Annotated in this window: 30 protein-coding genes; 1 reads left to right on the forward strand and 29 read right to left on the reverse strand. The window is 58.5% G+C overall.

Translation table 11 applies throughout. The features are described from left to right. Positions 1-126: 126 nt before the first annotated feature. Genes FHX76_RS10200 through FHX76_RS10220 form a run of 6 tightly spaced genes read right to left on the reverse strand, consistent with a single transcriptional unit; the run spans position 127 to position 5,577 of the window. The gene (locus tag FHX76_RS10200) at positions 127-1,281 is read right to left on the reverse strand and encodes a mannitol-1-phosphate 5-dehydrogenase (RefSeq protein ID WP_167150596.1); all 1,155 of its coding nucleotides are present in this window, start codon (positions 1,279-1,281) and stop codon (positions 127-129) included. Further along, positions 1,281-1,718 (reverse strand): PTS mannitol transporter subunit IIA, encoded by a 438-nt coding sequence (locus FHX76_RS16400; RefSeq protein WP_243848770.1) that lies wholly within the window; start codon positions 1,716-1,718, stop codon positions 1,281-1,283. The genes FHX76_RS10200 and FHX76_RS16400 overlap by 1 nt, the downstream gene beginning before the upstream one ends. A gap of 48 nt (positions 1,719-1,766) precedes the next feature. Continuing rightward, positions 1,767-3,272: a PTS mannitol transporter subunit IIBC gene (locus FHX76_RS10205; protein WP_243848771.1), complete on the reverse strand. Its 1,506-nt coding sequence runs from the start codon at positions 3,270-3,272 to the stop codon at positions 1,767-1,769. Then, positions 3,269-4,948, reverse strand: coding sequence for a phosphoenolpyruvate--protein phosphotransferase (gene ptsP / locus FHX76_RS10210; protein WP_167150597.1), 1,680 nt, complete (start codon positions 4,946-4,948; stop codon positions 3,269-3,271). Before ptsP ends, FHX76_RS10205 begins: the two co-directional genes overlap by 4 nt. Before the next feature lie 4 nt (positions 4,949-4,952). Then, positions 4,953-5,219, reverse strand: coding sequence for an HPr family phosphocarrier protein (locus tag FHX76_RS10215; protein ID WP_167150598.1), 267 nt, complete (start codon positions 5,217-5,219; stop codon positions 4,953-4,955). Continuing rightward, entirely contained in the window at positions 5,212-5,577 is a 366-nt protein-coding gene (locus tag FHX76_RS10220; RefSeq protein ID WP_167150599.1) for a hypothetical protein, read from the reverse strand. Before FHX76_RS10220 ends, FHX76_RS10215 begins: the two co-directional genes overlap by 8 nt. A gap of 157 nt (positions 5,578-5,734) precedes the next feature. On the opposite strand from FHX76_RS10220, the gene FHX76_RS16755 reads away from it, so the two are divergent. Next, positions 5,735-7,645 carry a PTS sugar transporter subunit IIA gene (locus tag FHX76_RS16755; protein WP_167150600.1) on the forward strand — a complete coding sequence of 637 codons (1,911 nt, stop codon included), beginning with the start codon at positions 5,735-5,737 and terminating at the stop codon, positions 7,643-7,645. Positions 7,646-7,647: 2 nt separating this feature from the next. Here the strand turns inward: FHX76_RS16755 and FHX76_RS10230 are convergent, their stop codons facing one another. The 23 genes from FHX76_RS10230 to rplC all read right to left on the reverse strand — a co-directional run bounded on the left by FHX76_RS10230 (position 7,648) and on the right by rplC (position 20,754). Then, the gene (locus tag FHX76_RS10230; RefSeq protein ID WP_167150601.1) at positions 7,648-8,355 is read right to left on the reverse strand and encodes a DsbA family protein; all 708 of its coding nucleotides are present in this window, start codon (positions 8,353-8,355) and stop codon (positions 7,648-7,650) included. 42 nt (positions 8,356-8,397) lie between these two features. Beyond that, positions 8,398-9,231 (reverse strand): type I methionyl aminopeptidase, encoded by an 834-nt coding sequence (map, locus tag FHX76_RS10235; RefSeq protein ID WP_167150602.1) that lies wholly within the window; start codon positions 9,229-9,231, stop codon positions 8,398-8,400. A gap of 39 nt (positions 9,232-9,270) precedes the next feature. Further along, positions 9,271-9,858 (reverse strand): adenylate kinase, encoded by a 588-nt coding sequence (locus FHX76_RS10240; protein WP_167150603.1) that lies wholly within the window; start codon positions 9,856-9,858, stop codon positions 9,271-9,273. Beyond that, complete coding sequence (secY, locus tag FHX76_RS10245) at positions 9,858-11,180, reverse strand: preprotein translocase subunit SecY (protein ID WP_167150604.1); 1,323 nt, start codon at positions 11,178-11,180, stop codon at positions 9,858-9,860. Before secY ends, FHX76_RS10240 begins: the two co-directional genes overlap by 1 nt. A gap of 182 nt (positions 11,181-11,362) precedes the next feature. After that, positions 11,363-11,977, reverse strand: a complete 615-nt coding sequence (gene rplO / locus FHX76_RS10250; RefSeq protein ID WP_208402647.1) for a 50S ribosomal protein L15 — start codon at positions 11,975-11,977, stop codon at positions 11,363-11,365. Continuing rightward, the gene (gene rpmD, locus FHX76_RS10255; RefSeq protein ID WP_167150605.1) at positions 11,977-12,159 is read right to left on the reverse strand and encodes a 50S ribosomal protein L30; all 183 of its coding nucleotides are present in this window, start codon (positions 12,157-12,159) and stop codon (positions 11,977-11,979) included. Before rpmD ends, rplO begins: the two co-directional genes overlap by 1 nt. Next, positions 12,159-12,890 (reverse strand): 30S ribosomal protein S5, encoded by a 732-nt coding sequence (gene rpsE / locus FHX76_RS16575; RefSeq protein WP_167150606.1) that lies wholly within the window; start codon positions 12,888-12,890, stop codon positions 12,159-12,161. The genes rpmD and rpsE overlap by 1 nt, the downstream gene beginning before the upstream one ends. After that, positions 12,887-13,258: a 50S ribosomal protein L18 gene (gene rplR, locus FHX76_RS10265; RefSeq protein ID WP_167150607.1), complete on the reverse strand. Its 372-nt coding sequence runs from the start codon at positions 13,256-13,258 to the stop codon at positions 12,887-12,889. Before rplR ends, rpsE begins: the two co-directional genes overlap by 4 nt. Positions 13,259-13,260: 2 nt before the next feature. Beyond that, positions 13,261-13,797: a 50S ribosomal protein L6 gene (gene rplF, locus FHX76_RS10270; RefSeq protein WP_167150608.1), complete on the reverse strand. Its 537-nt coding sequence runs from the start codon at positions 13,795-13,797 to the stop codon at positions 13,261-13,263. Between the two features lie 6 nt (positions 13,798-13,803). After that, positions 13,804-14,202 (reverse strand): 30S ribosomal protein S8, encoded by a 399-nt coding sequence (gene rpsH / locus FHX76_RS10275; RefSeq protein ID WP_167150609.1) that lies wholly within the window; start codon positions 14,200-14,202, stop codon positions 13,804-13,806. A 185-nt stretch (positions 14,203-14,387) separates the two neighbouring features. Beyond that, positions 14,388-14,972, reverse strand: a complete 585-nt coding sequence (gene rplE / locus FHX76_RS10280; RefSeq protein ID WP_167150610.1) for a 50S ribosomal protein L5 — start codon at positions 14,970-14,972, stop codon at positions 14,388-14,390. Continuing rightward, entirely contained in the window at positions 14,972-15,331 is a 360-nt protein-coding gene (gene rplX, locus FHX76_RS10285) for a 50S ribosomal protein L24 (protein WP_167150611.1), read from the reverse strand. The genes rplE and rplX overlap by 1 nt, the downstream gene beginning before the upstream one ends. Positions 15,332-15,333: 2 nt before the next feature. Next, complete coding sequence (rplN, locus tag FHX76_RS10290) at positions 15,334-15,702, reverse strand: 50S ribosomal protein L14 (protein ID WP_167150612.1); 369 nt, start codon at positions 15,700-15,702, stop codon at positions 15,334-15,336. A gap of 31 nt (positions 15,703-15,733) precedes the next feature. Next, positions 15,734-16,051 (reverse strand): 30S ribosomal protein S17, encoded by a 318-nt coding sequence (rpsQ, locus tag FHX76_RS10295; protein ID WP_167150613.1) that lies wholly within the window; start codon positions 16,049-16,051, stop codon positions 15,734-15,736. Between the two features lie 2 nt (positions 16,052-16,053). Then, on the reverse strand, positions 16,054-16,383 hold the full coding sequence (gene rpmC / locus FHX76_RS10300; protein ID WP_167150614.1) for a 50S ribosomal protein L29: 330 nt from the start codon (positions 16,381-16,383) through the stop codon (positions 16,054-16,056). Then, entirely contained in the window at positions 16,383-16,802 is a 420-nt protein-coding gene (gene rplP / locus FHX76_RS10305) for a 50S ribosomal protein L16 (RefSeq protein WP_167150615.1), read from the reverse strand. The genes rpmC and rplP overlap by 1 nt, the downstream gene beginning before the upstream one ends. A 3-nt stretch (positions 16,803-16,805) precedes the next feature. Then, a complete protein-coding gene (gene rpsC / locus FHX76_RS10310) occupies positions 16,806-17,573 on the reverse strand; it encodes a 30S ribosomal protein S3 (RefSeq protein ID WP_167150616.1) in 768 nt (255 codons plus the stop codon). Beyond that, positions 17,573-17,956: a 50S ribosomal protein L22 gene (rplV, locus tag FHX76_RS10315; RefSeq protein WP_167150617.1), complete on the reverse strand. Its 384-nt coding sequence runs from the start codon at positions 17,954-17,956 to the stop codon at positions 17,573-17,575. The genes rpsC and rplV overlap by 1 nt, the downstream gene beginning before the upstream one ends. Before the next feature lie 25 nt (positions 17,957-17,981). Continuing rightward, positions 17,982-18,263 carry a 30S ribosomal protein S19 gene (gene rpsS / locus FHX76_RS10320; RefSeq protein WP_167150618.1) on the reverse strand — a complete coding sequence of 94 codons (282 nt, stop codon included), beginning with the start codon at positions 18,261-18,263 and terminating at the stop codon, positions 17,982-17,984. A 15-nt stretch (positions 18,264-18,278) separates the two neighbouring features. After that, positions 18,279-19,115 carry a 50S ribosomal protein L2 gene (gene rplB, locus FHX76_RS10325; protein ID WP_167150619.1) on the reverse strand — a complete coding sequence of 279 codons (837 nt, stop codon included), beginning with the start codon at positions 19,113-19,115 and terminating at the stop codon, positions 18,279-18,281. Between the two features lie 26 nt (positions 19,116-19,141). Then, the gene (rplW, locus tag FHX76_RS10330; RefSeq protein WP_167150620.1) at positions 19,142-19,441 is read right to left on the reverse strand and encodes a 50S ribosomal protein L23; all 300 of its coding nucleotides are present in this window, start codon (positions 19,439-19,441) and stop codon (positions 19,142-19,144) included. After that, positions 19,438-20,094: a 50S ribosomal protein L4 gene (rplD, locus tag FHX76_RS10335; RefSeq protein ID WP_167150621.1), complete on the reverse strand. Its 657-nt coding sequence runs from the start codon at positions 20,092-20,094 to the stop codon at positions 19,438-19,440. The genes rplW and rplD overlap by 4 nt, the downstream gene beginning before the upstream one ends. A gap of 3 nt (positions 20,095-20,097) precedes the next feature. Further along, on the reverse strand, positions 20,098-20,754 hold the full coding sequence (gene rplC / locus FHX76_RS10340) for a 50S ribosomal protein L3 (RefSeq protein ID WP_167150622.1): 657 nt from the start codon (positions 20,752-20,754) through the stop codon (positions 20,098-20,100). Between the last annotated feature and the right edge of the window lies 1 nt (position 20,755).

The following is a 20,755-nucleotide window of genomic DNA, read 5'->3' on the forward strand; positions in this document are numbered from 1 at the left end:
TGTCGCTAAAGTAATGATGAATGCTGGTCGTGCGGATGGCGTGTCTATACACGAAGGCATAAACCACCAAAGAGAAATCCTACCGCGAATCGCCGGGCTTGTCTATTCCAAACCCAAATCGGTCTGCTACCCTTCCCGGCGCTGCGCGTTGCGCACGGCTTCAACAAGGGAGTCGAAGAGAGGATGATCGGGGCCAAGCTCCGTGAGTCGTTCAACAATAACGCCCGGCGCCTCTGCGTTCAGCAACGCTTGCAGCTCTACGCTTTCTGGGTCGGCTGGAACATCAAAGCGCAGCAACGCGCCAACGGCATCCACAAGGGCAACGGTTGGGAGGCCCCGCTCAGCGAGTTCAGCGGCCGGCCCGATGAACCGTTCGTGACGAGATGCCTTGCGCATCGGCTGCCTTCCAACACGCTCAACAGTGTCAGTGAGGTGCGGGTTGGCGAAGCGGGTGAGGATCTTATTCAGGTAGGCCTCTTGCACGTCGGGGTCAAAGCCATGCTTTGCAACAACAAATGCCTTCGTCTCCTGAAGCACCGCATACACCCGGTCACGAATAGACGGGTCAGCAAGCGACTCGGCAAGGCCCTCATAGCCAGCAGCAAAACCATAATACGCCGTGGTTGCGTGACCCGTGTTCACGGTGAAGAGCTTGCGCTCGATATAGGGGGCAAGGTTCTCGACCCAGGTCACACCGGGGATGTCGAGTGTCGCACCGTCAAAGGGCCCCGACTCGATGGCCCACTCAAAGTACGTCTCAACAGTTACATCGAGCCCGGCATTTGGGTCTTGCCCAGGCACGATTCGATCTACCGCCGTGTTCGCAAAGATAACTCGCGATTCGAGCGTCGCCCACTCGGTTGCATCGGAAAGCCCTCGAATATGCTCAGCGAGCATGTCGGTCGCGTTGATGGCGTTCTCACACGCGAGTACCACGAGAGGGGCAGCATCCGCCGGCCGGGCCCTGAGTCCCTCAAGAATGACGGGCGCAACAAACTTCAGAATGTTTGGACCGACAGCCGTTGTCACGATGCGAGCACCAGCTATCTCAGCTTCAACCTGCACAGTCTGCGTTGAGCTATTCAGCGCACGGAATCCGGTGACAACGTGATCGGCAGACTCGACACCGACTTCGTGCACTCGATATGACTCTGCCGAGTCGAGCGCAGAAATCAGTTCGGCGTTGACGTCGGCAAAAACGATCTCATAACCGGCTCGGTTCAGCAAGAACCCAACAAAGCCACGACCGATGTTTCCCGCACCAAAGTGAACCGCCGTCATTACTCGTTCACCTCTTGAAGAAGGTCAAAGAGCTCGGCTGCCGAGCCTGCGGCAAGCAGCTTTTCAACGTCCATCTCGTCGGAGAAGATAATGGCAATCTTGGAGAGGATCTCGAGGTGTTCGTTGTTGAGGCCTGCGATACCAACGGCGAAGCGGACCTCATGACCGTCCCAATCAATAGGGTTGTCGTAACGCACAATCGAGAGCGCCGAACGCTTGATTTCTTCCTTCGCCTCGTTTGTGCCGTGCGGAATTGCAAGGTAGTTGCCCATATAGGTCGATACGGATGCCTCGCGGTCAAACATTGAGTCGACATACGCGGGGGTTACCGCTCCGGCTTCCACGAGCAAGGCACCAGCCTCACGAATCGCGTCGTCACGGTTGGTTGCGGTTCCTGGGACGCGAACTAGGTCAGCGGTCAGAATCGTGTCGTTCATGAGCGTCTCCTGCTTTCTGTTGTGACTGGTAAGGATGCAAACACGGTGTTACTCAGCGTCCTGGCTGGAAACTTCAGCAACAACCTCATCGTATTTGGGGCTCGACATAAAGTTGTCGACCGAAACGTGGCGGGCGCTCGGCGTTTTGCCAATTGCGCGCTCAGTGAGGTCTTTGTGCGTGATGATGAGCTCGGCCTCTCCGTCGACAAGGTTAGCGATAGCCTTGTTTGTCACCGTCACGCCCTCAACACCTGCCTTCTTCAGCTTATTGCGCAGTACGGATGCACCCATGGCACTTGATCCCATACCTGCGTCGCAAGCGAAGATGATGTTATGGACCGGCGCGACAGCGGTGGCAACGCCACTCGCCTGCGCGGTTGCTCCCGCGTCTCCGAGCAGCGAGCCAACACGGCTCGTGCCGCCCTTATTCGAGGCGTTCTGTTGCACGGCATCCGCGAGTTTATTCTCTCCAGCAGCTTCAGCTGCAAGGTCACGCTTCCGGCTTGCGCGAAGGATGACGCCAGCAACCAGGAATGAGACCGTGGCTGAGAGGATCACTGACAGAATGACGCCAACATAGCTGTCGCTCGCGGTCTGCAGCAGAATAGCGAAGATACTGCCGGGGGCGGCCGGCGCACGAAGCCCTGAACCAAAGATGAGGTTGGTTGCAACGCCAGTCGCACCACCTGCTACAGCTGCAAGCACCAGCATGGGCTTCATGAGGACATAGGGGAAGTAGATCTCGTGAATACCGCCAAAAAATTGGATGATCATTGCACCGGGCGCGCTCGCCTTTGCCATGCCAACGCCGAAGATCGCGAAGGCCAGCAAGATTCCAACACCGGGTCCCGGATTGGCCTCAAGCAAGAAGAGAATCGATTTTCCAGCTTCGGCCGCTTGCTCTGTTCCTAGCGGGGTCAGTACGCCATGGTTAATGGCGTTGTTCAGGAAGAACACTTTGGCAGGTTCGATGATGATGCTCGTGAGAGGAAGGAACCCAGTCTCAATGAGCCAGTTCACCCCTCCGCCAAGCACCTTGGTAATCCAGACAACCGCAGGCCCAACCGCATAGTAGCCAAAGATCGCAAGTAAAAATCCGAGAATACCGGAGGAGAACATGTTCACCAGCATTTCGAATCCAGGCTTGATCTTGCCTTCCCATAGCGCATCGAGGCGCTTCATGAGCCAAGCGGCAAGGGGCCCAAGGATCATGGCGCCGATAAACATGTGCGTATCAGGAGCCGCGACAATTGCGCCCATTGTGGCGATCGTAGCGATCACTCCACCTCGGGTCTCGTAGATCATCCGGCCACCGGTATTCGCGATGAGCAGCGGCAACAGGTAGTGGATGGTTGGGACAACGATGGAGGCGAGCCCCTCATTTGGGGTCCATCCCACGTCGATGAAGAACGCGGTGATCAGCCCCCAGGCGATAAACGCCGGGATGTTGGGCATGACCATTCCACTGAGGAACGTTCCAAATTTCTGGACGCCTACTCGGGCCCCTCCCTTTTTGGGAGCGGTCTCGGCGGTGCCGGTTGACTGCGTTGTCATGATGTTGCTTCTTTCTGTGCGATCGCGGCGATGACGGCGGCGCGGGCTGCCCCTGCGTCGTCGGCGGATACAGCAAGTTCGGCGAAGCGTTTTGCCTCGTCAAGGGTGTGGTTGCGTAGCTCTGCCCGCACATCCGCGAGCGCTGCTGGTGACATAGAGAGGGACGTCGCACCGAGGCCAACAAGGACAACCGCGAGCAACGGGTCAGCGGCGGCCTCGCCGCAAATGCCAACGGGTTTGTGCAGCTCGGCGCCAGCAGCGCCGACCATCGAGACAAGCGTCAGGACTGCCGGATGCCACGGGTCCTGCAGGTGCGCAACGCTCCCGAGCATCCGATCGGCGGCCATTGTGTATTGGGTCAGGTCGTTCGTACCGATCGAGGCAAAAGCCGCATCGCGCAGAATAGCCTTGGCGGTGATTGCCGCGCTCGGCACCTCAACCATCACGCCAACCGTTTTCAGCCCAAGCTCGTGGGCAAGGGCGGTAAAGTACCGTGTTTCTTCTGCTGTGGCGACCATAGGAGCCATAACCCAGAGGTCTGCGTCCGTTTCAGCATCCGCTTCGGCGAGCGCGGTGAGCTGCTCCCGCAGAATGTCCTCGTTTGCCCTCAGCGCCCGTAGACCACGAACACCCATGGCGGGGTTTTCTTCGTGCTCAGGGTTGAGGAAGGCGAGCGGTTTGTCTGCACCCGCATCCAGGAGTCGCACAACGACTTTCTGTTTGGGGAACGCCGCAAGGAGCTCGCGATATTTCTCTCGTTGTTCCTGCACGGTAGGCGCGCTCGTTGCGTCGAGAAATAGAAACTCGGTGCGAAAGAGACCTACGCCTTCAGCACCGGCCGCAAGGGCCGCGTCAATGCCTCCGGCCGAGCCAAGGTTTGCCAAGAGGGGTACCTCGGTTCCGTCGGCAAGGGCCCCCGGGGTGATCGGCGCAGTCGCCGCCGCCCGCCGCTCGTCACGGTCCACTTCGGCCTGTGCGAGTGTCGCACTGTCAGGGTGGGCCGTAACGGTTCCTGTTGCGGCGTCAACGATAACGGTCGTGCCGTCTCCAAGTTCGAGCGCCCCGGCGACGCCAACAACCGCGACAATTGCTTTATCCCTCGCAAGAATGGCCGTGTGAGCAGTCGGGCCGCCGTCGCTGGTCACGAGCGCAAGCACCTTATTGAGGTCAAGCATCGCGGTGTCTGCCGGCGCGAGATCTCTCGCAACGAGCACAAAGGGCTCGTCCGATTCGGGCACACCAGGAGCGGCAACGCCCTGAAGATGTGCAAGTACGCGGCCGGCGACATCATCAAGATCGGTTGCGCGTTCTGCCATGTAACCGCCCAGGCCCAGCAGCATGTCGCGGAAGCCACCAAACGCGGTCCACACGGCCGTTTCAGCGGTCTTTCCGCCCGAGAGGAGATCGCTAATGGAGGCTTTGAGGCTCGGGTCCTGCGCCATGAGGGCTTGCGCTTCAAGCACGTCTTTCGCCGTGCCGCCGGCGTGCGCCCCCCGTTGCGTGAGTTGCGCTGCAACCGCAGCGAGGGCCTCATCAACCCGAGCGGTTTCTTGCTCTGGCGTGAGTTCGCTCATGGTGTCACTCGGCGCTGGGAGTGGGTCCGGCATTCGAAGCACCGGACCGATCGCCATCTGGCGACCGATGCCAATGCCCTGGAGTACTGCTGAATCGGTCATGGCTCTAGGCGTCGTGATCGGTTTCGAGCAGAGTCACGAGCTCGGCAAGCGTCGCGTCTTCGTTCTCGCCCGTCACGCTCAGCGTAATCTCGTCGCCGTGGTTCAGCCCGAGTGCAATGACTCCGAGGATACTTGCTGCGTTCACTGGGGTGCCACCGGGCTTTGCGATAGTCACGTCATTGCCACTAGCAACGACCGCCTGCGTAAAGAGCGATGCAGGACGGGCGTGCAGGCCCTGCTTTGACAGAATGGTTACGATTTTCTCAGCCATGAGCTGAACTCCTTGCTTCGGTTGCTGTTGATGAATCTAAGGATGTGGATGCTTCGCCCGAATCGGCCTGCTCGCCGAGGGCAAGCGCAAGAGCTGCTTCTCCGTCGAGTGCTCTCAGGATGGCCTCGGTCAGCACGACTACAGTGGCACGTGGCTGCTGCTCCCGAAGAGAGTGCACCTCGGCTGCAAGATGGGGGCCAAGCAAAATAACGTCGCCTTCAGCCTGTGGCCTGAGGCCCACAAGGCTCGATGCCGTCACAGCGAGGTTCAAGCCTCGCTCGATTCCGACGGCTGCGACGCGGTGTGAGAGGAACGTACTGGAAACGCCTGCGCCGCACACAATTGTGATATTTCGCATAATGCCCTCTCTACAGCGCTGTGGCTAGTGTTCTCATTCTCACCCTCGAATCGGCGGCCGTCTACTGAATTCCTTTCCGGGTGGTAGGAAACGACCCGAACCAGGTGAGTCACGAATCCGCCAGCACACTCGCAAAACTGACACATAGACTGTGAACGTGTCTACCGAACGCGCGCGCGATCTCCTCAACTACCTTGCGTCAGTTGACGGCTGGGTGACAGCCGATGAGTTGGCGGGGCGCCTCGGAGTAACAACCCGCTCCGTGCGCAACTATGTGGTCACCGCGAAAGAGCTCCACCACCCTCACGACGTCATCGAGACTGGGTCACGCGGCTATCGGCTCCAACATGATGTATTTCATGCCGTTATTGCAGCGAGTGACGCTGAACGGTTCCAATCCCCCGCAGCCGAGCGCCCCGTCGACCGCCAGCGACGCATCCTTGAGTACCTCGTGTCTCTTGACGACCCCGTCAACCTGCACAGCCTTGCCGCTGAGTTTTACGTCAGTGAGTCAACGCTCGAGTCAGACCTTCGCAGGGCAAGAACGGTCCTTGGACACTCGGGGCTCGCCCTTGGCCGTATTGGCTCCGAGTTGAGGGTCCTCGGTTCTGAGCAGGACAAACGTCGGATGCTGGCACGCCTCTTTCTTGATGCCCAGTCTCGCCAGGTAATCGATCTACCCATCGTCGAGGCACATTTTGCCTCGCCCCCGCTTGGTCAGGTGAAGACGCTCATTCTTGACGGCCTTGAGCGGAGCGGCTACCGGGCAAACGAGTTTGGGCTTGGAAGCGTCTTGCTGAGCTTGGCCGTCGCGCTGCTTCGCATGTCAAACGGGCAGACTCTGCTTCCTGCGACTGAAGGAAGCCCAACTGATCCGGCTCTTGAGGCACTCGCGGCTGACCTCTTAGGTCCGCTGGTCGCTGCCCCGCCACCGCCAGAGGTGAGGCATCTCGCTCTTCTCCTCGATGCACAGGTTGCCCGCCCAACGGATGGCTCGCCGGCCAAAGCCGATGAGCCGGTCGTGGATGCTGCCGTCACTGTCATGCTTGATCGCGCCACTGAGGTCTACGGCGTAGACCTTCGCGATGTGGCGTTCCACAGGCGTCTCGCCCAACACGTAGTGAACGTACTCGGCAGGGCGAAGGAAAATCTTTCGTCACCAAATCCAATGACCAAGTCGCTCAAGGCAAATTACCCGGTCGTCTACGATATTGCCGTGTTCATGGCGAGCACCATTGGGACACGGTTTGACGTGCAACTGGATGAAAACGAGATTGCGTTTCTTGCGCTCCACGTTGGTACGTTTGTTGAACAACGCTCTCCCCGGTCTCGCCGGCTCCGCTGCGCCTTCGTCTGTCCGGACTACTACGGCATGCACGCGTTCTTACGTGATCGTATCGAGCAAGAACTCCACGACGTCATCGACGTCACATCGGTAGTCACCCGCACTGATCCCGATTGGGCGAGCATCGACGCCAACATCGTACTCTCGACCATTCCAGCACCCGCTGGGGTGAGCGACGTCATCCATATCCAGCCGTTTCTGACCGATGACGATGCGGCGCGCATCCGTAATCGAGTTGCCCGCATCCATCGATCCCAGCGACGCAACGAACTCAAGCAGCAGCTCCTCACGTATCTGTCACCAGAGTTCTTTGTTGTGGATCTTGCCGCGACCGACGACACGACTGCGATCAGAGCGCTCGGCGAACTGATGGTGAGCGCGGATGTCATCGACGAAAGCTACGTTCAGGCGGCACTCGAACGGGAACAGATGTCGTCAACGGCATTTGGTGACGTTATCGCGGTTCCGCACGCCATGGATATGACCGCGCGACGAACGGCAATAGCCTTTGCCGTCAATAAGTCGCCCATTCCATGGGGCGACAACAGAGTCCAGGCCGTTGCCCTTGTGGCGTTCGCTGCTGACGACCGGGCGGCTTTCCAGTCAGTCTTCGACCAGCTCGTCAGCGTCTTCAGCTCCAGAGAAGACGCCAACCGCATTATCCGCGCAACCGAGGACTTTGATACGTTCCTCGACGCGCTTACACGAGTCATGGAGAACTAAAACTAGTTCTTCTGGTTCGCCTCGAAGAAGGAAACAAAGGCGCTGTTGCTCTTCGGGTCGCCCTTGTAGACTGCGCCATTCACCACAACCGTCGGAGTAGATTGAACTCGCTCAATCTCGGTCGTTGCTGGCAGCGAATCACCTTCCATTGCGTCCTTCATCGACTCAGTTAGCCACGGACCAAAGGTGAGGTCTTCAATACAGGAATCCACGCCAGAAACGTCGAGATCGTCGGCAAGCTCTACAAAGATTTGGTCGCTCCACTTATCAGCGGCAAACAGCTTCGCGCTGTATTCAAGCATCACGTCTGGCGACTGATCGGCCACACAGGCGAGGGCATTCCCGGCACGGAACGATGAACCGTCAACCGCCCCGCGGTCAAGGAAGTAGAGGGGGTGGATGCGCACGGTTGCGTTATCCGTCTCAACGAGCGTTGTCAGGTAGTCGCCGTTGCTTTCTTCGAAGTCACGGCAGTGCGAGCACTGGTAGTCAACCCAGACATCAATTTCGTTGAGCCCGGTACCAACCTCAAGCCCACCGTCCTTTGCTATCGAAGGAACCTTGACCTCGTCCGAATCTGACGATGAGCTACTGCCCTTGTCTGTTTTGTCGCTGCTGTTATCAACGCTGTTCACCGTACACGCCGAGAGTGCGAGCAAAAGCGCAGCGGCCCCGGCCAGTCCAGCAAGACTCCGTTTGAACTTCGACATGGTGCTGCCTTTCGTTGCGCTCCGGAAAACCGGCGTACGTACTTAGAGTACAGGAACGGGCACAATACCGAGAGGGGCCAAAGCACTTGCTCCCCCGTCGTGCGCGGTCAGCACCCAGATGCCATCCGCGTGAACGGCAACGCTGTGCTCCCAGTGTGACGCGGCGAGGCCGTCAACGGTGGTAACAGTCCAATCGTCGTCTTGGATGAATGTATCTGGTGATCCAAGAACCACCATCGGCTCGATTGCAACAACCAGGCCAGGCTTCACTTCCGGTCCACGCTCGCGCACACGGTAGTTGAAGACTGGCGGGTCCTCGTGCATCGTGCGGCCGATCCCGTGCCCGATGTAGTCGGTAAGGATTCCGTAATCACCCTGAGACTCAATGTACGTCTGAATCGCATCGCCTACCTCGTTGAGGTGCTTGGCTTTTGCCAGACGTGCGATACCGTGCCAAAGAGACTGCTCGGTGACGTCAGAAAGTTTCTGCCGCTCAGCGACAACGTCTGGGCGAGTTGGGTCAGGAATCACGACGGTAATGGCAGAGTCACCGTTCCAGCCGTCTATCTCCGCGCCGCTGTCAATCGAGACGATGTCACCAGCTTCGAGCGGTCGATCGTTCGGAATGCCGTGCACAACATCTGCATTGACCGAGGCACACACCATGTGCCGGTATCCCGGAACCAGCTTGAAATTTGAATGTGCGCCGCGAGCAGCCAAGGCGGCCTCAGCCGCATCGTTGATCTGCAACGTCGTGGCACCGGGAACAATGAGCTCACGGGCGGCGACAAGCGAATCGGCCGTTGCCAGGCCAGGAGCGACCATCTTTCTCAGCTGTTCTGGATTCTTATACAGAGACTTACGAAAGATGCCCACGGTTTCCTTACCCACGCAACGGCCGAGGCCGAACGATTGTTACTTAGCTGCGCCAGCGAGCTCGAGAGCATCGGCAATGCGAGAGGAGACCTCGTCGACCGTTCCGATGCCGTCAACCCGCACAACAAGCTTGCGAGCGTCATACGTCTCGATGAGCGGAGCCGTCTGCTCCTTGTAGATCTCTTGACGGTGTCGGATGACGTCTTCGGTGTCGTCGGCGCGCCCCTGCTCCTGCGCACGCTTCAACAGGCGATCTACGACCACGTCTGTGTCTGCCTCAAGCAGGACAACCGCGTCGAGGCGGTCACCCGTCGTTGACAGAATGCGATCCAACTCAACAACCTGGTCCGTCGTACGGGGATAACCATCCAACAAGAAGCCGTCTGTTGCGTCGTCCCAGGTCAGACGATCCGCCACAATGGCGTTGGTCAGCGAGTCGGGAACAAAGCTGCCGCTATCGACGATGGACTTGATTTGAAGCCCAAGCTCGGTCTCCTCCTTGATGTTCGCACGGAAGATATCTCCGGTCGAAATCGCGGGGACACCGAGGCGCTCGGCCAAAATGGCGGCCTGAGTACCCTTTCCGGCTCCGGGAGGTCCAACAATCAAAAGGCGGCTAGTCGACATTATTTGAGCAATCCCTCGTAGTGGCGCTGCTGAAGCTGCGCGTCGATTTGTTTCACCGTCTCAAGTCCTACACCAACGATGATGAGGATCGAGGCGCCACCGAACGGGAAGTTCTGGTTTGCCTGTACCAAGGCGAGCGCGATCAACGGAATAAGAGCAACAAAACCAAGGTACAGCGATCCTGGGAACGTAATGCGCGTCAGGACGTAGTCGAGGTACTCGGCGGTTGGACGACCAGCACGGATACCGGGGATGAACCCGCCGTACTTCTTCATGTTCTCGGCAACTTCTTCTGGGTTGAACGTAATCGCAACGTAGAAGAAGGTGAATCCAACGATGAGTAAGAAGTAGAGCAGCATGTAGAGAGGCTGATCTCCGCCGGTGAGGTTGTTCGAGACCCAAACCACCCAGGGGGCGGGATCTTCACCAGGCTTGGCCTGGTTGAACTGTGCGATCAGTGCGGGCAGGTACAACAGCGATGAGGCAAAAATAACGGGCACAACGCCGGCCATGTTGACCTTGATGGGGATGTACGTGTTATTGCCACCGTAGGTGCGTCGTCCAACGACGCGCTTGGCATATTGAACCGGAATTCGTCGCTGCGACTGCTCGACGAACACTACGAGGCCGATGATCACGATACCGACTGCGATCACAAGCAGGAAGATGTCGAAGCCCTTTGCCTCCTGGATAGCCCAGAGGGAGCTTGGGAACTGAGCGGCGATCGAGGTGAAGATCAGCAGCGACATACCGTTACCAACACCGCGCTCGGTGATGAGCTCACCCATCCACATGATGAGACCGGTTCCGGCGGTCATGGTGATTACCATGAGCAGCACGGCGTACCAAGCGTTGTTGGTCAGCAAGTTCGTGCACTCTGCGGCGGTGTTCGTTCCGAACAGCAGACCGCTACGTGCGACCGTAATGAGGGTGGTCGACTGGAGAACAGCAAGCGCAATGGTGAGGTAGCGCGTGTACTGTGTGAGGCGGCCTTGACCGGCTTGGCCTTCCTTGTGCAGCGCCTCGAAGTGAGGGATTACGACCCTGAGGAGCTGGGTGATAATCGACGCCGTAATATACGGCATGATTCCCAGCGCAAAGATTGAGAGTTGGAGGAGAGCGCCACCGCTGAACAGGTTAACCAGTTCGTAGAGGCCAGAGGTGCTCTGGTTTTGGGCGAGACACGCTTGCACGTTGCCAAAGTCGACAAAGGGAGCGGGCACGAAGGAACCCAAACGGAAGATCGCAACGATTCCAAGTGTGAAACCGATCTTGCGACGCAAGTCTGGTGTCCGAAAAATTCGGCCTATGGCGCTGAACAAAAAAGCCTCCTGCTTTTAGTGACCGTGTCCCCCGACATGATGTGAGGTATACCGGCTAGTGGGCGTTCGCACTGTGCTAAACGAACTAGCGGTGTTTAGCGACGCGATACCCAACACTTACGTGTATTCAAGTGTCAAGACAACAGAATACACCGGTTGGGTATCGCGCCACACAAACGGTTTTAGTTTACGGAACCGCCGGCCGCGACAATCTTCTGCTCGGCAGAGCTGGAGACCTTGTCTACAGCAACTGTGAGCTTGACCGAAATGTCGCCGTCGCCAAGAACCTTGACACGCTCGTTCTTGCGAACAGCGCCCTTAGCAACGAGATCGCCAATGGTAACCTCACCACCCTTGGGGTAGAGTTCCGCGAGCTTGTTCAGGTTAACAACCTGGTACTCAACACGGAACGGGTTCTTGAAGCCGCGCAGCTTTGGGGTGCGCATGTGCAGAGGCATCTGCCCACCCTCGAAGCCAACGCGTACCTGGTAGCGAGCCTTCGTACCCTTGGTACCACGACCAGCGGTCTTACCCTTCGAGCCTTCACCACGACCAACACGCGTGCGTGCGGTCTTGGCTCCGGGAGCTGGACGAAGGTGGTGAACCTTCAGGACCTGCTCGCGCTTCTCGGCGGGCTCAGCCTTCTTGGCAGCAGCCTTGGTAGCTGGCTTTGCAGCCGACTTGGTCTCAGCCTTGTCAGCCTCAACCTTCTTTGCTGGGGCCTTCTTTGCAGGAGCCTTCTTGACCTCTGCCTTCACTGCACCCTTGGTTTCGACGTCTTTGGTTTCGTCAGCCATTAGTCGATCTCCTCAACCTTGACCAGGTGAGCAACAGTCTTTACGTAGCCACGGTTCACCTTGTTGTCCTCGCGGATGGTCGTCTGACCAATCTTGCGAAGACCAAGGCTGCGAAGCGTGTCGCGCTGGTTCTGCTTCTCACTAATTTTCGACTTGATCTGCGTAATCTTGAGCTGAGCCATTACGCACCTGCCTTTGCTGCCGCAGCTTCAGCTGCAGCCTCTGCTTCAGCGAGCACGAGACGGGCCGGTGCGACCTGGTCGAAGTCAAGACCACGACGGGCTGCAACTGCGCGAGGCTCTTCGAGCTGCTTCAGTGCGGTCACCGTTGCGTGCACGATGTTGATGGTGTTTGACGAACCCAGCGACTTGCTGAGTACGTCGTGGATGCCTGCACACTCGAGCACGGCACGAACCGGTCCACCGGCGATAACACCGGTACCAGCTGCTGCCGGACGAAGCAGGACAACGCCGGCTGCGGCCTCACCCTGTACGGGGTGCGGGATGGTCTTGCGGACGCGGGGAACGCGGAAGAAGTTCTTCTTCGCTTCCTCAACACCCTTGGAAATAGCGAGAGGAACTTCCTTCGCCTTTCCGTAGCCAACACCAACGGTGCCGTTACCGTCTCCAACAACCACGAGGGCGGTGAAGCTGAAACGACGTCCACCCTTCACAACCTTCGAAACACGGTTGATGGTAACGACGCGCTCCAGGAACTGGCTCTTGTCGTTGTCGCGGCTACCACGGTCTCCGCGGTTCGGGTTGCGCTCACGACTTCCGCGGCGTGCCTCACGAGGCTCGTTGCGGTTGTCCTGAGCAGTTGCTTCTGCGGGGGCCTCAGTCGCCTGAGCCGCAGTTGCCTCGGTGGTCGCAGCTTCTGCAGACACCTCTTGCTCCTTCGTTTCGTTGCTCACAGCTTCAGTCCAGCCTCTCGAGCGCCATCGGCGATTGCAGCTACGCGACCCGCGTACTTGCTTCCGCCACGGTCAAATACAACGGCCTCAATACCGGCCAGCTTTGCGCGCTCGGCAACCAGTTCGCCAACCTTGCGCGACTTGGCGGTCTTGTCACCGTCAAACGTGCGAAGGTCTGCTTCCATGGTCGATGCCGAGGCCAGGGTGTGACCCTGTGCGTCATCTACAACCTGAACGAACACGTGACGTGCCGAACGGGTGACTACGAGGCGGGGGCGTACAGCCGTACCCTCGATCTTCTTGCGAAGACGAGTGTGGCGGCGGGCGCGTGCCGCGGTGCGGCTCTTGCCACTCTTAACAACGGCCATGGTTACTTACCAGCCTTTCCAGCCTTGCGGCGAACAACTTCTCCCGCGTAACGCACGCCCTTACCCTTATAGGGCTCTGGCTTGCGAATCTTGCGGATGTTTGCAGCTGCCTCACCGACAGCCTGCTTGTCGATTCCGCGCACAGTGAGCTTGTTGTTGCCCTCCACCTCAAAGGTGATGCCTGCCGGCGGCTCGATAATGACGGGGTGTGAGAATCCGAGTGCGAACTCGACTCCAGAACCCTTTGCCTGAACGCGGTAACCAGTTCCAACGACCTCAAGGCCCTTGGAGTAACCCTCGGTAACGCCGATGATCTGGTTGTCGATCAGTGTGCGGGTAAGTCCGTGCAGCGAACGCGATTCGCGCTCGTCGTTGGGACGGCTAACCAGAACCTGGCCATCTTCGACTACAACCTGAATCGGCTGTGAGACGTTGAGCTTCAGCTCGCCCTTTGGACCCTTAACGGTTACATCCTGGCCGCTTACCGTAACGGTAACGCCGGCGGGGATGCTAATAGGAAGTCTTCCAATACGTGACATAAGTGACTACCACACGTAAGCGAGGACTTCCCCGCCTACACCCTTCTTCTCAGCCTGACGGTCTGTCAGAAGACCGGAGGAGGTGGACAGGATTGCAATGCCAAGACCACCGAGAACGGTGGGAATTTCTGTCGACTTTGCGTATACGCGGAGACCGGGCTTTGAAACCCGCTTGATTCCGACGATGGAGCGCTCACGGCTAGGGCCGTACTTGAGCGTGAGGGTGAGTGTGGTGCCTACGCGGGCGTCCTCAACCGTCCAGTCCGCGATGTAACCCTCTTTTTTGAGGATGTCCGCGATGTGTGACTTCAGCTTGCTGCCGGGCAGCTTCACCTGGTCGTGGTACGCCGAGTTGGCGTTGCGCAGTCTGGTCAGCAGGTCTGCGACCGGATCTGTCATTGTCATGAGTGTGTCTTCTTTCTCGCCTGGTTTCCTCAGCCGTTACACAACGGAGGACCTGTGGTGGTTGATGTGTTATTTAGTTATTGGAGATGGGGTGATCAAACGCGCGTGCGAAAGACCACCCCATCTACCTTAGTTGCTGGTTGCCAACTTGCCGTACACTCTTGGCAAATTGGCAACCTGCAGAACTACTTTTCTGAGCGGAAGGGGAACCCGAGCGCCTTCAACAGCGCGCGACCCTCGTCGTCAGACTGTGCGGTGGTCACGACGGTGATGTCGAATCCACGTACACGGTCGATCTTGTCCTGATCGATTTCGTGGAACACACTCTGCTCGGTCAGACCGAACGTGTAGTTTCCATTTCCGTCGAACTGGCGGTCACTCAGACCACGGAAGTCACGGATACGGGGAAGAGCCAGCGACAGCAAGCGGTCGAGGAACTCCCAGGCACGGTCACCACGAAGGGTAACGTGTGCACCAATGGCCTGGCCTTCGCGCAGCTTGAACTGTGCGATCGACTTGCGGGCCTTCGTAACCATGGGCTTCTGACCCGTGATCTTGGTGAGGTCGGCGATGGCACCGTCGATGACCTTGCCATCGCGCGCTGCTTCACCTACACCAGTGTTGACAACGATCTTCACGAGCCCAGGAACCTGGTTGACGTTGGTGTAACCCAAGTCAGCAGTGAGCTGTGCGACGATCTCGTTCTTGTACTTCTGCTTCAGGCGCGGCTGGATTTTGCCAGCGGGCGCGGCAGCCTCAGTTGCAGTCATTAGAGGTCCTTACCTGACTTCTTTGCGTAGCGAACACGAACCGTCTTGGTGACGCCGTCTTTCTCTACTTCTTCGACACGGTAGCCAACGCGAGTAGGCTTCTTCGACTTCGGGTCGATCAGGGCAACGTTTGACACGTGGATCGGGGCCTCGTGAGTTTCGATGCCACCCTCCTTCGTGCCGCGGTTGCTCTGGCTGACGCGAACGTGCTTGGTGACGTAGTTGACGCCCTCAACGATGACGCGGTTCTTCTCGGTGAGAACCTCGATCACACGACCCTGCTTGCCGCGGTATCCACCACGGCTCTGCTTGGCTCCGCTGATGACCTCAACAAGGTCGCCCTTTTTGATGTTTGCCATGATTAGATAACCTCCGGTGCCAACGAGACGATCTTCATGAACTTCTTGTCACGAAGTTCGCGGCCAACCGGTCCGAAGATGCGGGTACCACGTGGGTCGCCCTCAGTCTTCAGGATGACGGCAGCGTTCTCGTCGAACTTGATGTAAGAGCCGTCTGCGCGACGGGTCTCTTTCTTCGTGCGAACGATGACAGCTTTGACGATGTCACCCTTCTTGACGTTTCCACCGGGGATTGCATCCTTGACGGTTGCAACGATGGTGTCACCCAATCCTGCGTAACGACGACCCGAGCCGCCGAGAACGCGGATGGTAAGCAGTTCCTTGGCGCCGGTGTTGTCGGCAACCTTGACTCTGGATTCCTGTTGAATCACTTCTTACTCCTTCTTAAGTAAACCCGGAGGCTTACTTAGCCTTCTCGAGGATCTCGACCAGGCGCCAGCGCTTGGTGGCGCTCGTGGGTCGGGTCTCATTGATGAGCACGAGGTCGCCAACACCAGCGGTGTTGTTCTCGTCGTGCGCCTTCACCTTGGATGTGCGACGGATGACCTTGCCGTAGAGGGGGTGCTTTACGCGGTCCTCAACCTCTACAACGATGGTCTTGTCCATCTTGTCGCTGGTGACGATTCCACGGCGAGCCTTGCGGTAACCGCGTGCGGCCTCGTCGCGAACATCGTGTGCGGCCGACTCGTGGCCGTCGGTCTTTGCTTCGACCTTTGCCATGACTAGGCCTCCTTCGTTTCTGCAGCGTCAGCAGCCGGAGCGGCATCAGCCTTCTTGGTCTTCTTAGCCGCAGCCTTCTTCGCTGCCGCAGGGGCCTCGAGAGGAGCAGGCGTGGCACGAATTCCGAGCTCACGCTCACGAATAACCGTGTAAATGCGAGCAATGTCGCGCTTTACCTGGCGTACGCGGCCGTGGCTTTCCAGCTGGCCGGTGGCCGACTGGAAACGCAGGTTGAAGAGTTCGCCCTTTGCTTTGCGAAGCTCTTCGACGAGGCGCTCATCCTCGAATGTGTCGAGCTCAGCGGGGCTCAGTTCTTTAGATCCGATAGCCATTACGCGTCACCCTCCTCTCGCTTGATAATGCGGGCCTTGAGCGGAAGCTTGTGAATTGCACGGGTAAGTGCCTCACGAGCCAGTTCTTCGCTCACACCGGCGACCTCGAAGAGGACGCGACCCGGCTTGACGTTTGCAACCCACCACTCCGGTGAACCCTTACCGGAACCCATGCGGGTTTCCGCAGGCTTCTTGGTCAGAGGGCGGTCAGGGTAGATGTTGATCCATACCTTTCCACCACGCTTGATGTGACGCGTCATGGCGATACGAGCGGACTCGATCTGACGGTTCGTCACGTAAGCGGGCGTGAGGGCCTGGATGCCGTACTCACCGAAGCTCACTTTGGTGCCACCCTTTGCCTGGCCACTACGACCGGGGTGGTGCTGCTTGCGGTACTTGACTCGACGTGGAATCAGCATGCTTTACTTCTCCGCTCCTGCTGCAACCGGTGCCTCTACCTGCGCGTTGTTGTTACGCGGCGCACGACGGCGGTCACCGCGCTCGGGGCGAGACGACTTCTGGGCCGCCTGCTCGCGAGCGAGTTCCTTGTTGGTGATGTCACCCTTGTAGATCCAGACCTTCACACCGATGCGGCCGAAGGTGGTGCGAGCCTCGTAGAAGCCGTAGTCGATGTTCGCGCGAAGGGTGTGCAGTGGCACGCGACCCTCACGGTAGAACTCTGAACGGCTCATCTCGGCGCCGCCCAAACGTCCCGATACCTGGATGCGAACACCCTTTACCGTTGACGTGCGCTGTGCGCCCTGGAGTGCCTTACGCATTGCGCGGCGGAAAGCCACACGTGCGGAAAGCTGCTCTGCGATACCCTGCGCAACCAGCTGAGCATCAGCCTCGGGGTTCTTAACCTCGAGGATGTTGAGCTGAATCTGCTTGCCGGTGAGCTTCTCGAGGTCAGCGCGAATACGCTCAGCCTCTGCTCCACGACGACCGATAACGATTCCGGGGCGTGCAGTGTGGATGTCCACGCGTACACGGTCACGGGTGCGCTCGATCTCGATACGGGAAACTCCCGCACGGTCAAGGGTGTTTGCAAGCAGCTGACGGATCTTGATGTCTTCTGCTACATAATCTGCGTAACGCTGACCCGGCTTGGTGCTGTCAGAGAACCAACGCGACACGTGGTCGGTGGTGATTCCCAGACGGAAGCCATAGGGGTTTACTTTCTGGCCCATTAGTTGGCTCCCTTCTTACCGGCCACGGCCTCATCAGGCGTCGAAAGGACGACCGTGATGTGGCTGGTGCGCTTGTTGATACGGAACGCGCGACCCTGTGCACGAGGGCGGAAACGCTTGAGGGTTGCACCCTCATCAACGTATGCCTTCGAGACGTACAGGTCTTGCTCGTCCAGGTAGCTGTTCGTAGCGTCAGCCTTCACTCGAGCGTTCGCGATTGCCGAAGCAACCAACTTGAACACTGGCTCGCTCGCACTCTGAGGTGCGAACTTGAGGATAGCCAGGGCTTCCTCTGCCTGCTTGCCGCGGATCAGGTTAACGACGCGGCGAGCCTTCATGGGGGTTACGCGGATGTGACGAACGCGTGCGATCGACTCAACCATTCTCTCTCCTCCTTCACGTCGCCGCTTAGCGGCGACGGCCCTTCTTGTCGTCCTTCACGTGTCCACGGAAGGTGCGGGTGGGGGCAAACTCTCCGAGCTTGTGCCCGACCATGGTCTCGGTAACAAACACGGGGATGTGCTTGCGACCGTCGTGTACTGCGATGGTGTGACCCAGCATTGCTGGGATAATCATCGAGCGACGTGACCAGGTCTTGATTACGTTCTTTGTGTCGGCCTCGTTCTGTGCAACAACCTTGCTGAGCAGGTGGTTGTCAACGAAGGGGCCCTTCTTAAGACTGCGTGGCATCTTCTAAAACTCCTACTAGCGCTTCTTGCCGACGGTACGGCGACGAACAATGAGCTTGTCGCTTTCCTTGTTCGGACGACGGGTGCGGCCTTCCTTCTGGCCCCACGGGCTGACCGGGTGACGGCCACCAGAGGTCTTACCCTCACCACCACCGTGTGGGTGGTCAACAGGGTTCATGGCAACACCACGAACGGTCGGACGAACGCCCTTCCAGCGCATACGTCCGGCCTTACCCCAGTTGATGTTGGACTGCTCGGCGTTGCCGACCTCTCCAACAGTGGCGCGGCAGCGCGCGTCAACGTTGCGGATTTCACCCGATGGCAGACGAAGCTGCGCGTAAGGGCCATCCTTAGCAACGAGACGAACCGAAACGCCAGCGCTACGAGCCATCTTGGCGCCTCCGCCCGGCTTCAGCTCGATGGCGTGGATAACCGTACCAGTCGGGATGTTGCGCAGCGGCAGGTTGTTGCCTGGCTTGATGTCGGCGTTGGGTCCCGACTCCACAATGTCGCCCTGTGAGAGCTTGTTGGGAGCGATGATGTAACGCTTGGTTCCGTCCACAAAGTGGAGCAGAGCGATACGCGCCGTGCGGTTGGGGTCGTACTCGATGTGAGCTACCTTGGCGTTCACGCCGTCTTTGTCGTTACGACGGAAGTCGATAACGCGGTACTGGCGCTTGTGGCCACCACCAATGTGACGGGTCGTGATACGACCGGAGCTGTTACGGCCACCAGTCTTAGGCAGCGGGCGGAGAAGTGACTTCTCTGGAGTCGAGCGCGTGATTTCTGCGAAATCTGCAACGCTCGAACCGCGACGACCAGGAGTCGTGGGCTTGTACTTGCGAATAGCCATTTGTATATTCCTCTTGACTTCCTGGTCTAGCTAACGACCGTGAAGATGTCGATAGAGCCAGACTTGAGCGTGACAATGGCACGCTTGGTGTCTTTGCGCTTGCCGAGACCGAACTTGGTACGACGCGTCTTCCCCTTGCGGTTCAACGTGTTGATCGACGCAACCTTGACATCGAAGATCTTCTCGATAGCGAGCTTGATTTCGGTCTTGTTGGAGTCGGGAGCCACCTCGAAGGTGTACTGGCCGTTCGTGTCGATCAGCGTGTAGCTCTTCTCAGAGACCACCGGCGCGATGATGACATCGTGTGGGTTCTTGTTCAGGCTCATGCCGAAACCTCTTTCTTAGCGTCCTTCGCCGTAACGAACTCGTCGAACGCTGCCTTCGTGAAGACGAGGTCGTCACTCACGAGGACGTCGTACGCGTTCAGCTGGTCCCAGCTGATCACGTGCAGGTCTTCGATGTTACGAACGCTCTTCAGCGTGGCGTCGTCGCTGCGGTCAAGAACCATCAGCACACGGCGTCCGGGAGCAACAGTCGACAGGAGCGCAACAGCGGTCTTTGTCGAAGGTGCGTCGGCGAGGCCGATTGACTCGACAACGTGAACACGTCCGCCGCGTGCGCGGTCAGACAGCGAGCCACGGAGTGCAGCAGCAATCATTTTCTTAGGGGTACGCTGCGAGTAATCGCGAGGCGTTGGCCCGTGGACAATTCCACCACCGGTCATGTGAGGCGCACGGATCGAGCCCTGACGAGCGCGGCCGGTTCCCTTCTGCTTGAACGGCTTGCGTCCAGCACCAGAAACTTCACCACGATTCTTCGTCTTGTGCGTTCCCTGACGCGCAGCTGCGAGCTGAGCGGTGACAACCTGGTGGATGAGCGGAATGTTGGTCTCAACGTCGAAGATCGAAGCTGGCAGCTCTACGGTGCCGGCTTTCTTTCCCTTTGCGTCAAGAACATCAAGCGTGGTTGCGGTAGCCATGAACTACGCCCCCTTCACTGCGTTGCGAACGAATACGAGACGGCCACGGGCGCCAGGAACGGCTCCCTTGACCAGGATGAGGCCCTTTTCGGCATCCACGGCGTGAACCTTGAGGTTCTGCACGGTTACGCGCTCTCCACCCATACGTCCGGCCATTTTCATGCCCTTGAACACGCGGCTGGGCGTTGCCGAAGCACCGATCGAGCCGGGCTTACGGTGGTTGCGGTGAGCACCGTGCGATGCGCCAACACCCTTAAAGTTGTGACGCTTCATAACACCGGCGAAGCCCTTACCCTTGCTGGTACCAACAACGTCAACGAGCTGACCAGCGACGAAGACGTCCTGTGCGTTGAGTTCCTGGCCAGCTGAGTACTCAGCAGCGTCGGAGGTGCGGATTTCGGTGATGTGACGGCGGGGCGTAACGCCAGCCTTGTCAAAGTGACCGGCAGCAGGCTTGTTTACCTTGCGTGGGTCAATCTGACCAGCAGCGATCTGGATCGCGCTGTAGCCGTCTACCTCAGGGGTACGAACCTGGGTTACCACGTTCGGGCTGATTTCAATAACGGTAACGGGTACGAGCTTGTTGTTCTCGTCCCATACCTGGGTCATGCCAAGCTTCGTGCCTAGCAGACCCTTAGCGGTCTTTGCAGCAGTAGACATG

The organism is Lysinibacter cavernae (assembly GCF_011758565.1).
GTDB classification, from domain to species: Bacteria; Actinomycetota; Actinomycetes; order Actinomycetales; family Microbacteriaceae; genus Lysinibacter; species Lysinibacter cavernae.

Excerpts from the sequence above, each read along its gene's own strand:
- FHX76_RS10220 (WP_167150599.1), bottom strand. The coding sequence starts at position 5,577 with ATGCGAAATATCACAATTGTGTGCGGCGCAGGCGTTTCCAGTACGTTC.
- rpsQ (WP_167150613.1), bottom strand. The coding sequence starts at position 16,051 with ATGGCAAAGGTCGAAGCAAAGACCGACGGCCACGAGTCGGCCGCACAC.
- rpmC (WP_167150614.1), bottom strand. The coding sequence starts at position 16,383 with ATGGCTATCGGATCTAAAGAACTGAGCCCCGCTGAGCTCGACACATTC.
- rplD (WP_167150621.1), bottom strand. The coding sequence starts at position 20,094 with ATGGCTACCGCAACCACGCTTGATGTTCTTGACGCAAAGGGAAAGAAA.
- ptsP (WP_167150597.1), bottom strand. The coding sequence starts at position 4,948 with ATGACCGATTCAGCAGTACTCCAGGGCATTGGCATCGGTCGCCAGATG.
- rplC (WP_167150622.1), bottom strand. The coding sequence starts at position 20,754 with ATGTCTACTGCTGCAAAGACCGCTAAGGGTCTGCTAGGCACGAAGCTT.
- rpsH (WP_167150609.1), bottom strand. The coding sequence starts at position 14,202 with ATGACAATGACAGATCCGGTCGCAGACCTGCTGACCAGACTGCGCAAC.
- rplP (WP_167150615.1), bottom strand. The coding sequence starts at position 16,802 with ATGCTGATTCCACGTCGAGTCAAGTACCGCAAGCAGCACCACCCCGGT.
- rplB (WP_167150619.1), bottom strand. The coding sequence starts at position 19,115 with ATGGCTATTCGCAAGTACAAGCCCACGACTCCTGGTCGTCGCGGTTCG.
- rplE (WP_167150610.1), bottom strand. The coding sequence starts at position 14,972 with ATGACTGCAACTGAGGCTGCCGCGCCCGCTGGCAAAATCCAGCCGCGC.
- rpsC (WP_167150616.1), bottom strand. The coding sequence starts at position 17,573 with ATGGGCCAGAAAGTAAACCCCTATGGCTTCCGTCTGGGAATCACCACC.
- rplV (WP_167150617.1), bottom strand. The coding sequence starts at position 17,956 with ATGGTTGAGTCGATCGCACGCGTTCGTCACATCCGCGTAACCCCCATG.
- rplW (WP_167150620.1), bottom strand. The coding sequence starts at position 19,441 with ATGAGCCTGAACAAGAACCCACACGATGTCATCATCGCGCCGGTGGTC.
- FHX76_RS10240 (WP_167150603.1), bottom strand. The coding sequence starts at position 9,858 with ATGTCGACTAGCCGCCTTTTGATTGTTGGACCTCCCGGAGCCGGAAAG.
- FHX76_RS10205 (WP_243848771.1), bottom strand. The coding sequence starts at position 3,272 with ATGACAACGCAGTCAACCGGCACCGCCGAGACCGCTCCCAAAAAGGGA.
- rpmD (WP_167150605.1), bottom strand. The coding sequence starts at position 12,159 with ATGGCTCAGCTCAAGATTACGCAGATCAAGTCGAAAATTAGTGAGAAG.
- rplF (WP_167150608.1), bottom strand. The coding sequence starts at position 13,797 with ATGTCACGTATTGGAAGACTTCCTATTAGCATCCCCGCCGGCGTTACC.
- rplX (WP_167150611.1), bottom strand. The coding sequence starts at position 15,331 with ATGGCAAACATCAAAAAGGGCGACCTTGTTGAGGTCATCAGCGGAGCC.
- FHX76_RS10200 (WP_167150596.1), bottom strand. The coding sequence starts at position 1,281 with ATGACGGCGGTTCACTTTGGTGCGGGAAACATCGGTCGTGGCTTTGTT.
- FHX76_RS10230 (WP_167150601.1), bottom strand. The coding sequence starts at position 8,355 with ATGTCGAAGTTCAAACGGAGTCTTGCTGGACTGGCCGGGGCCGCTGCG.
- rplR (WP_167150607.1), bottom strand. The coding sequence starts at position 13,258 with ATGGCCGTTGTTAAGAGTGGCAAGAGCCGCACCGCGGCACGCGCCCGC.
- rpsS (WP_167150618.1), bottom strand. The coding sequence starts at position 18,263 with ATGCCACGCAGTCTTAAGAAGGGCCCCTTCGTTGACAACCACCTGCTC.
- FHX76_RS16400 (WP_243848770.1), bottom strand. The coding sequence starts at position 1,718 with ATGAACGACACGATTCTGACCGCTGACCTAGTTCGCGTCCCAGGAACC.
- rplO (WP_208402647.1), bottom strand. The coding sequence starts at position 11,977 with ATGGCTGACGAAACCAAAGACGTCGAAACCAAGGGTGCAGTGAAGGCA.
- FHX76_RS10215 (WP_167150598.1), bottom strand. The coding sequence starts at position 5,219 with ATGGCTGAGAAAATCGTAACCATTCTGTCAAAGCAGGGCCTGCACGCC.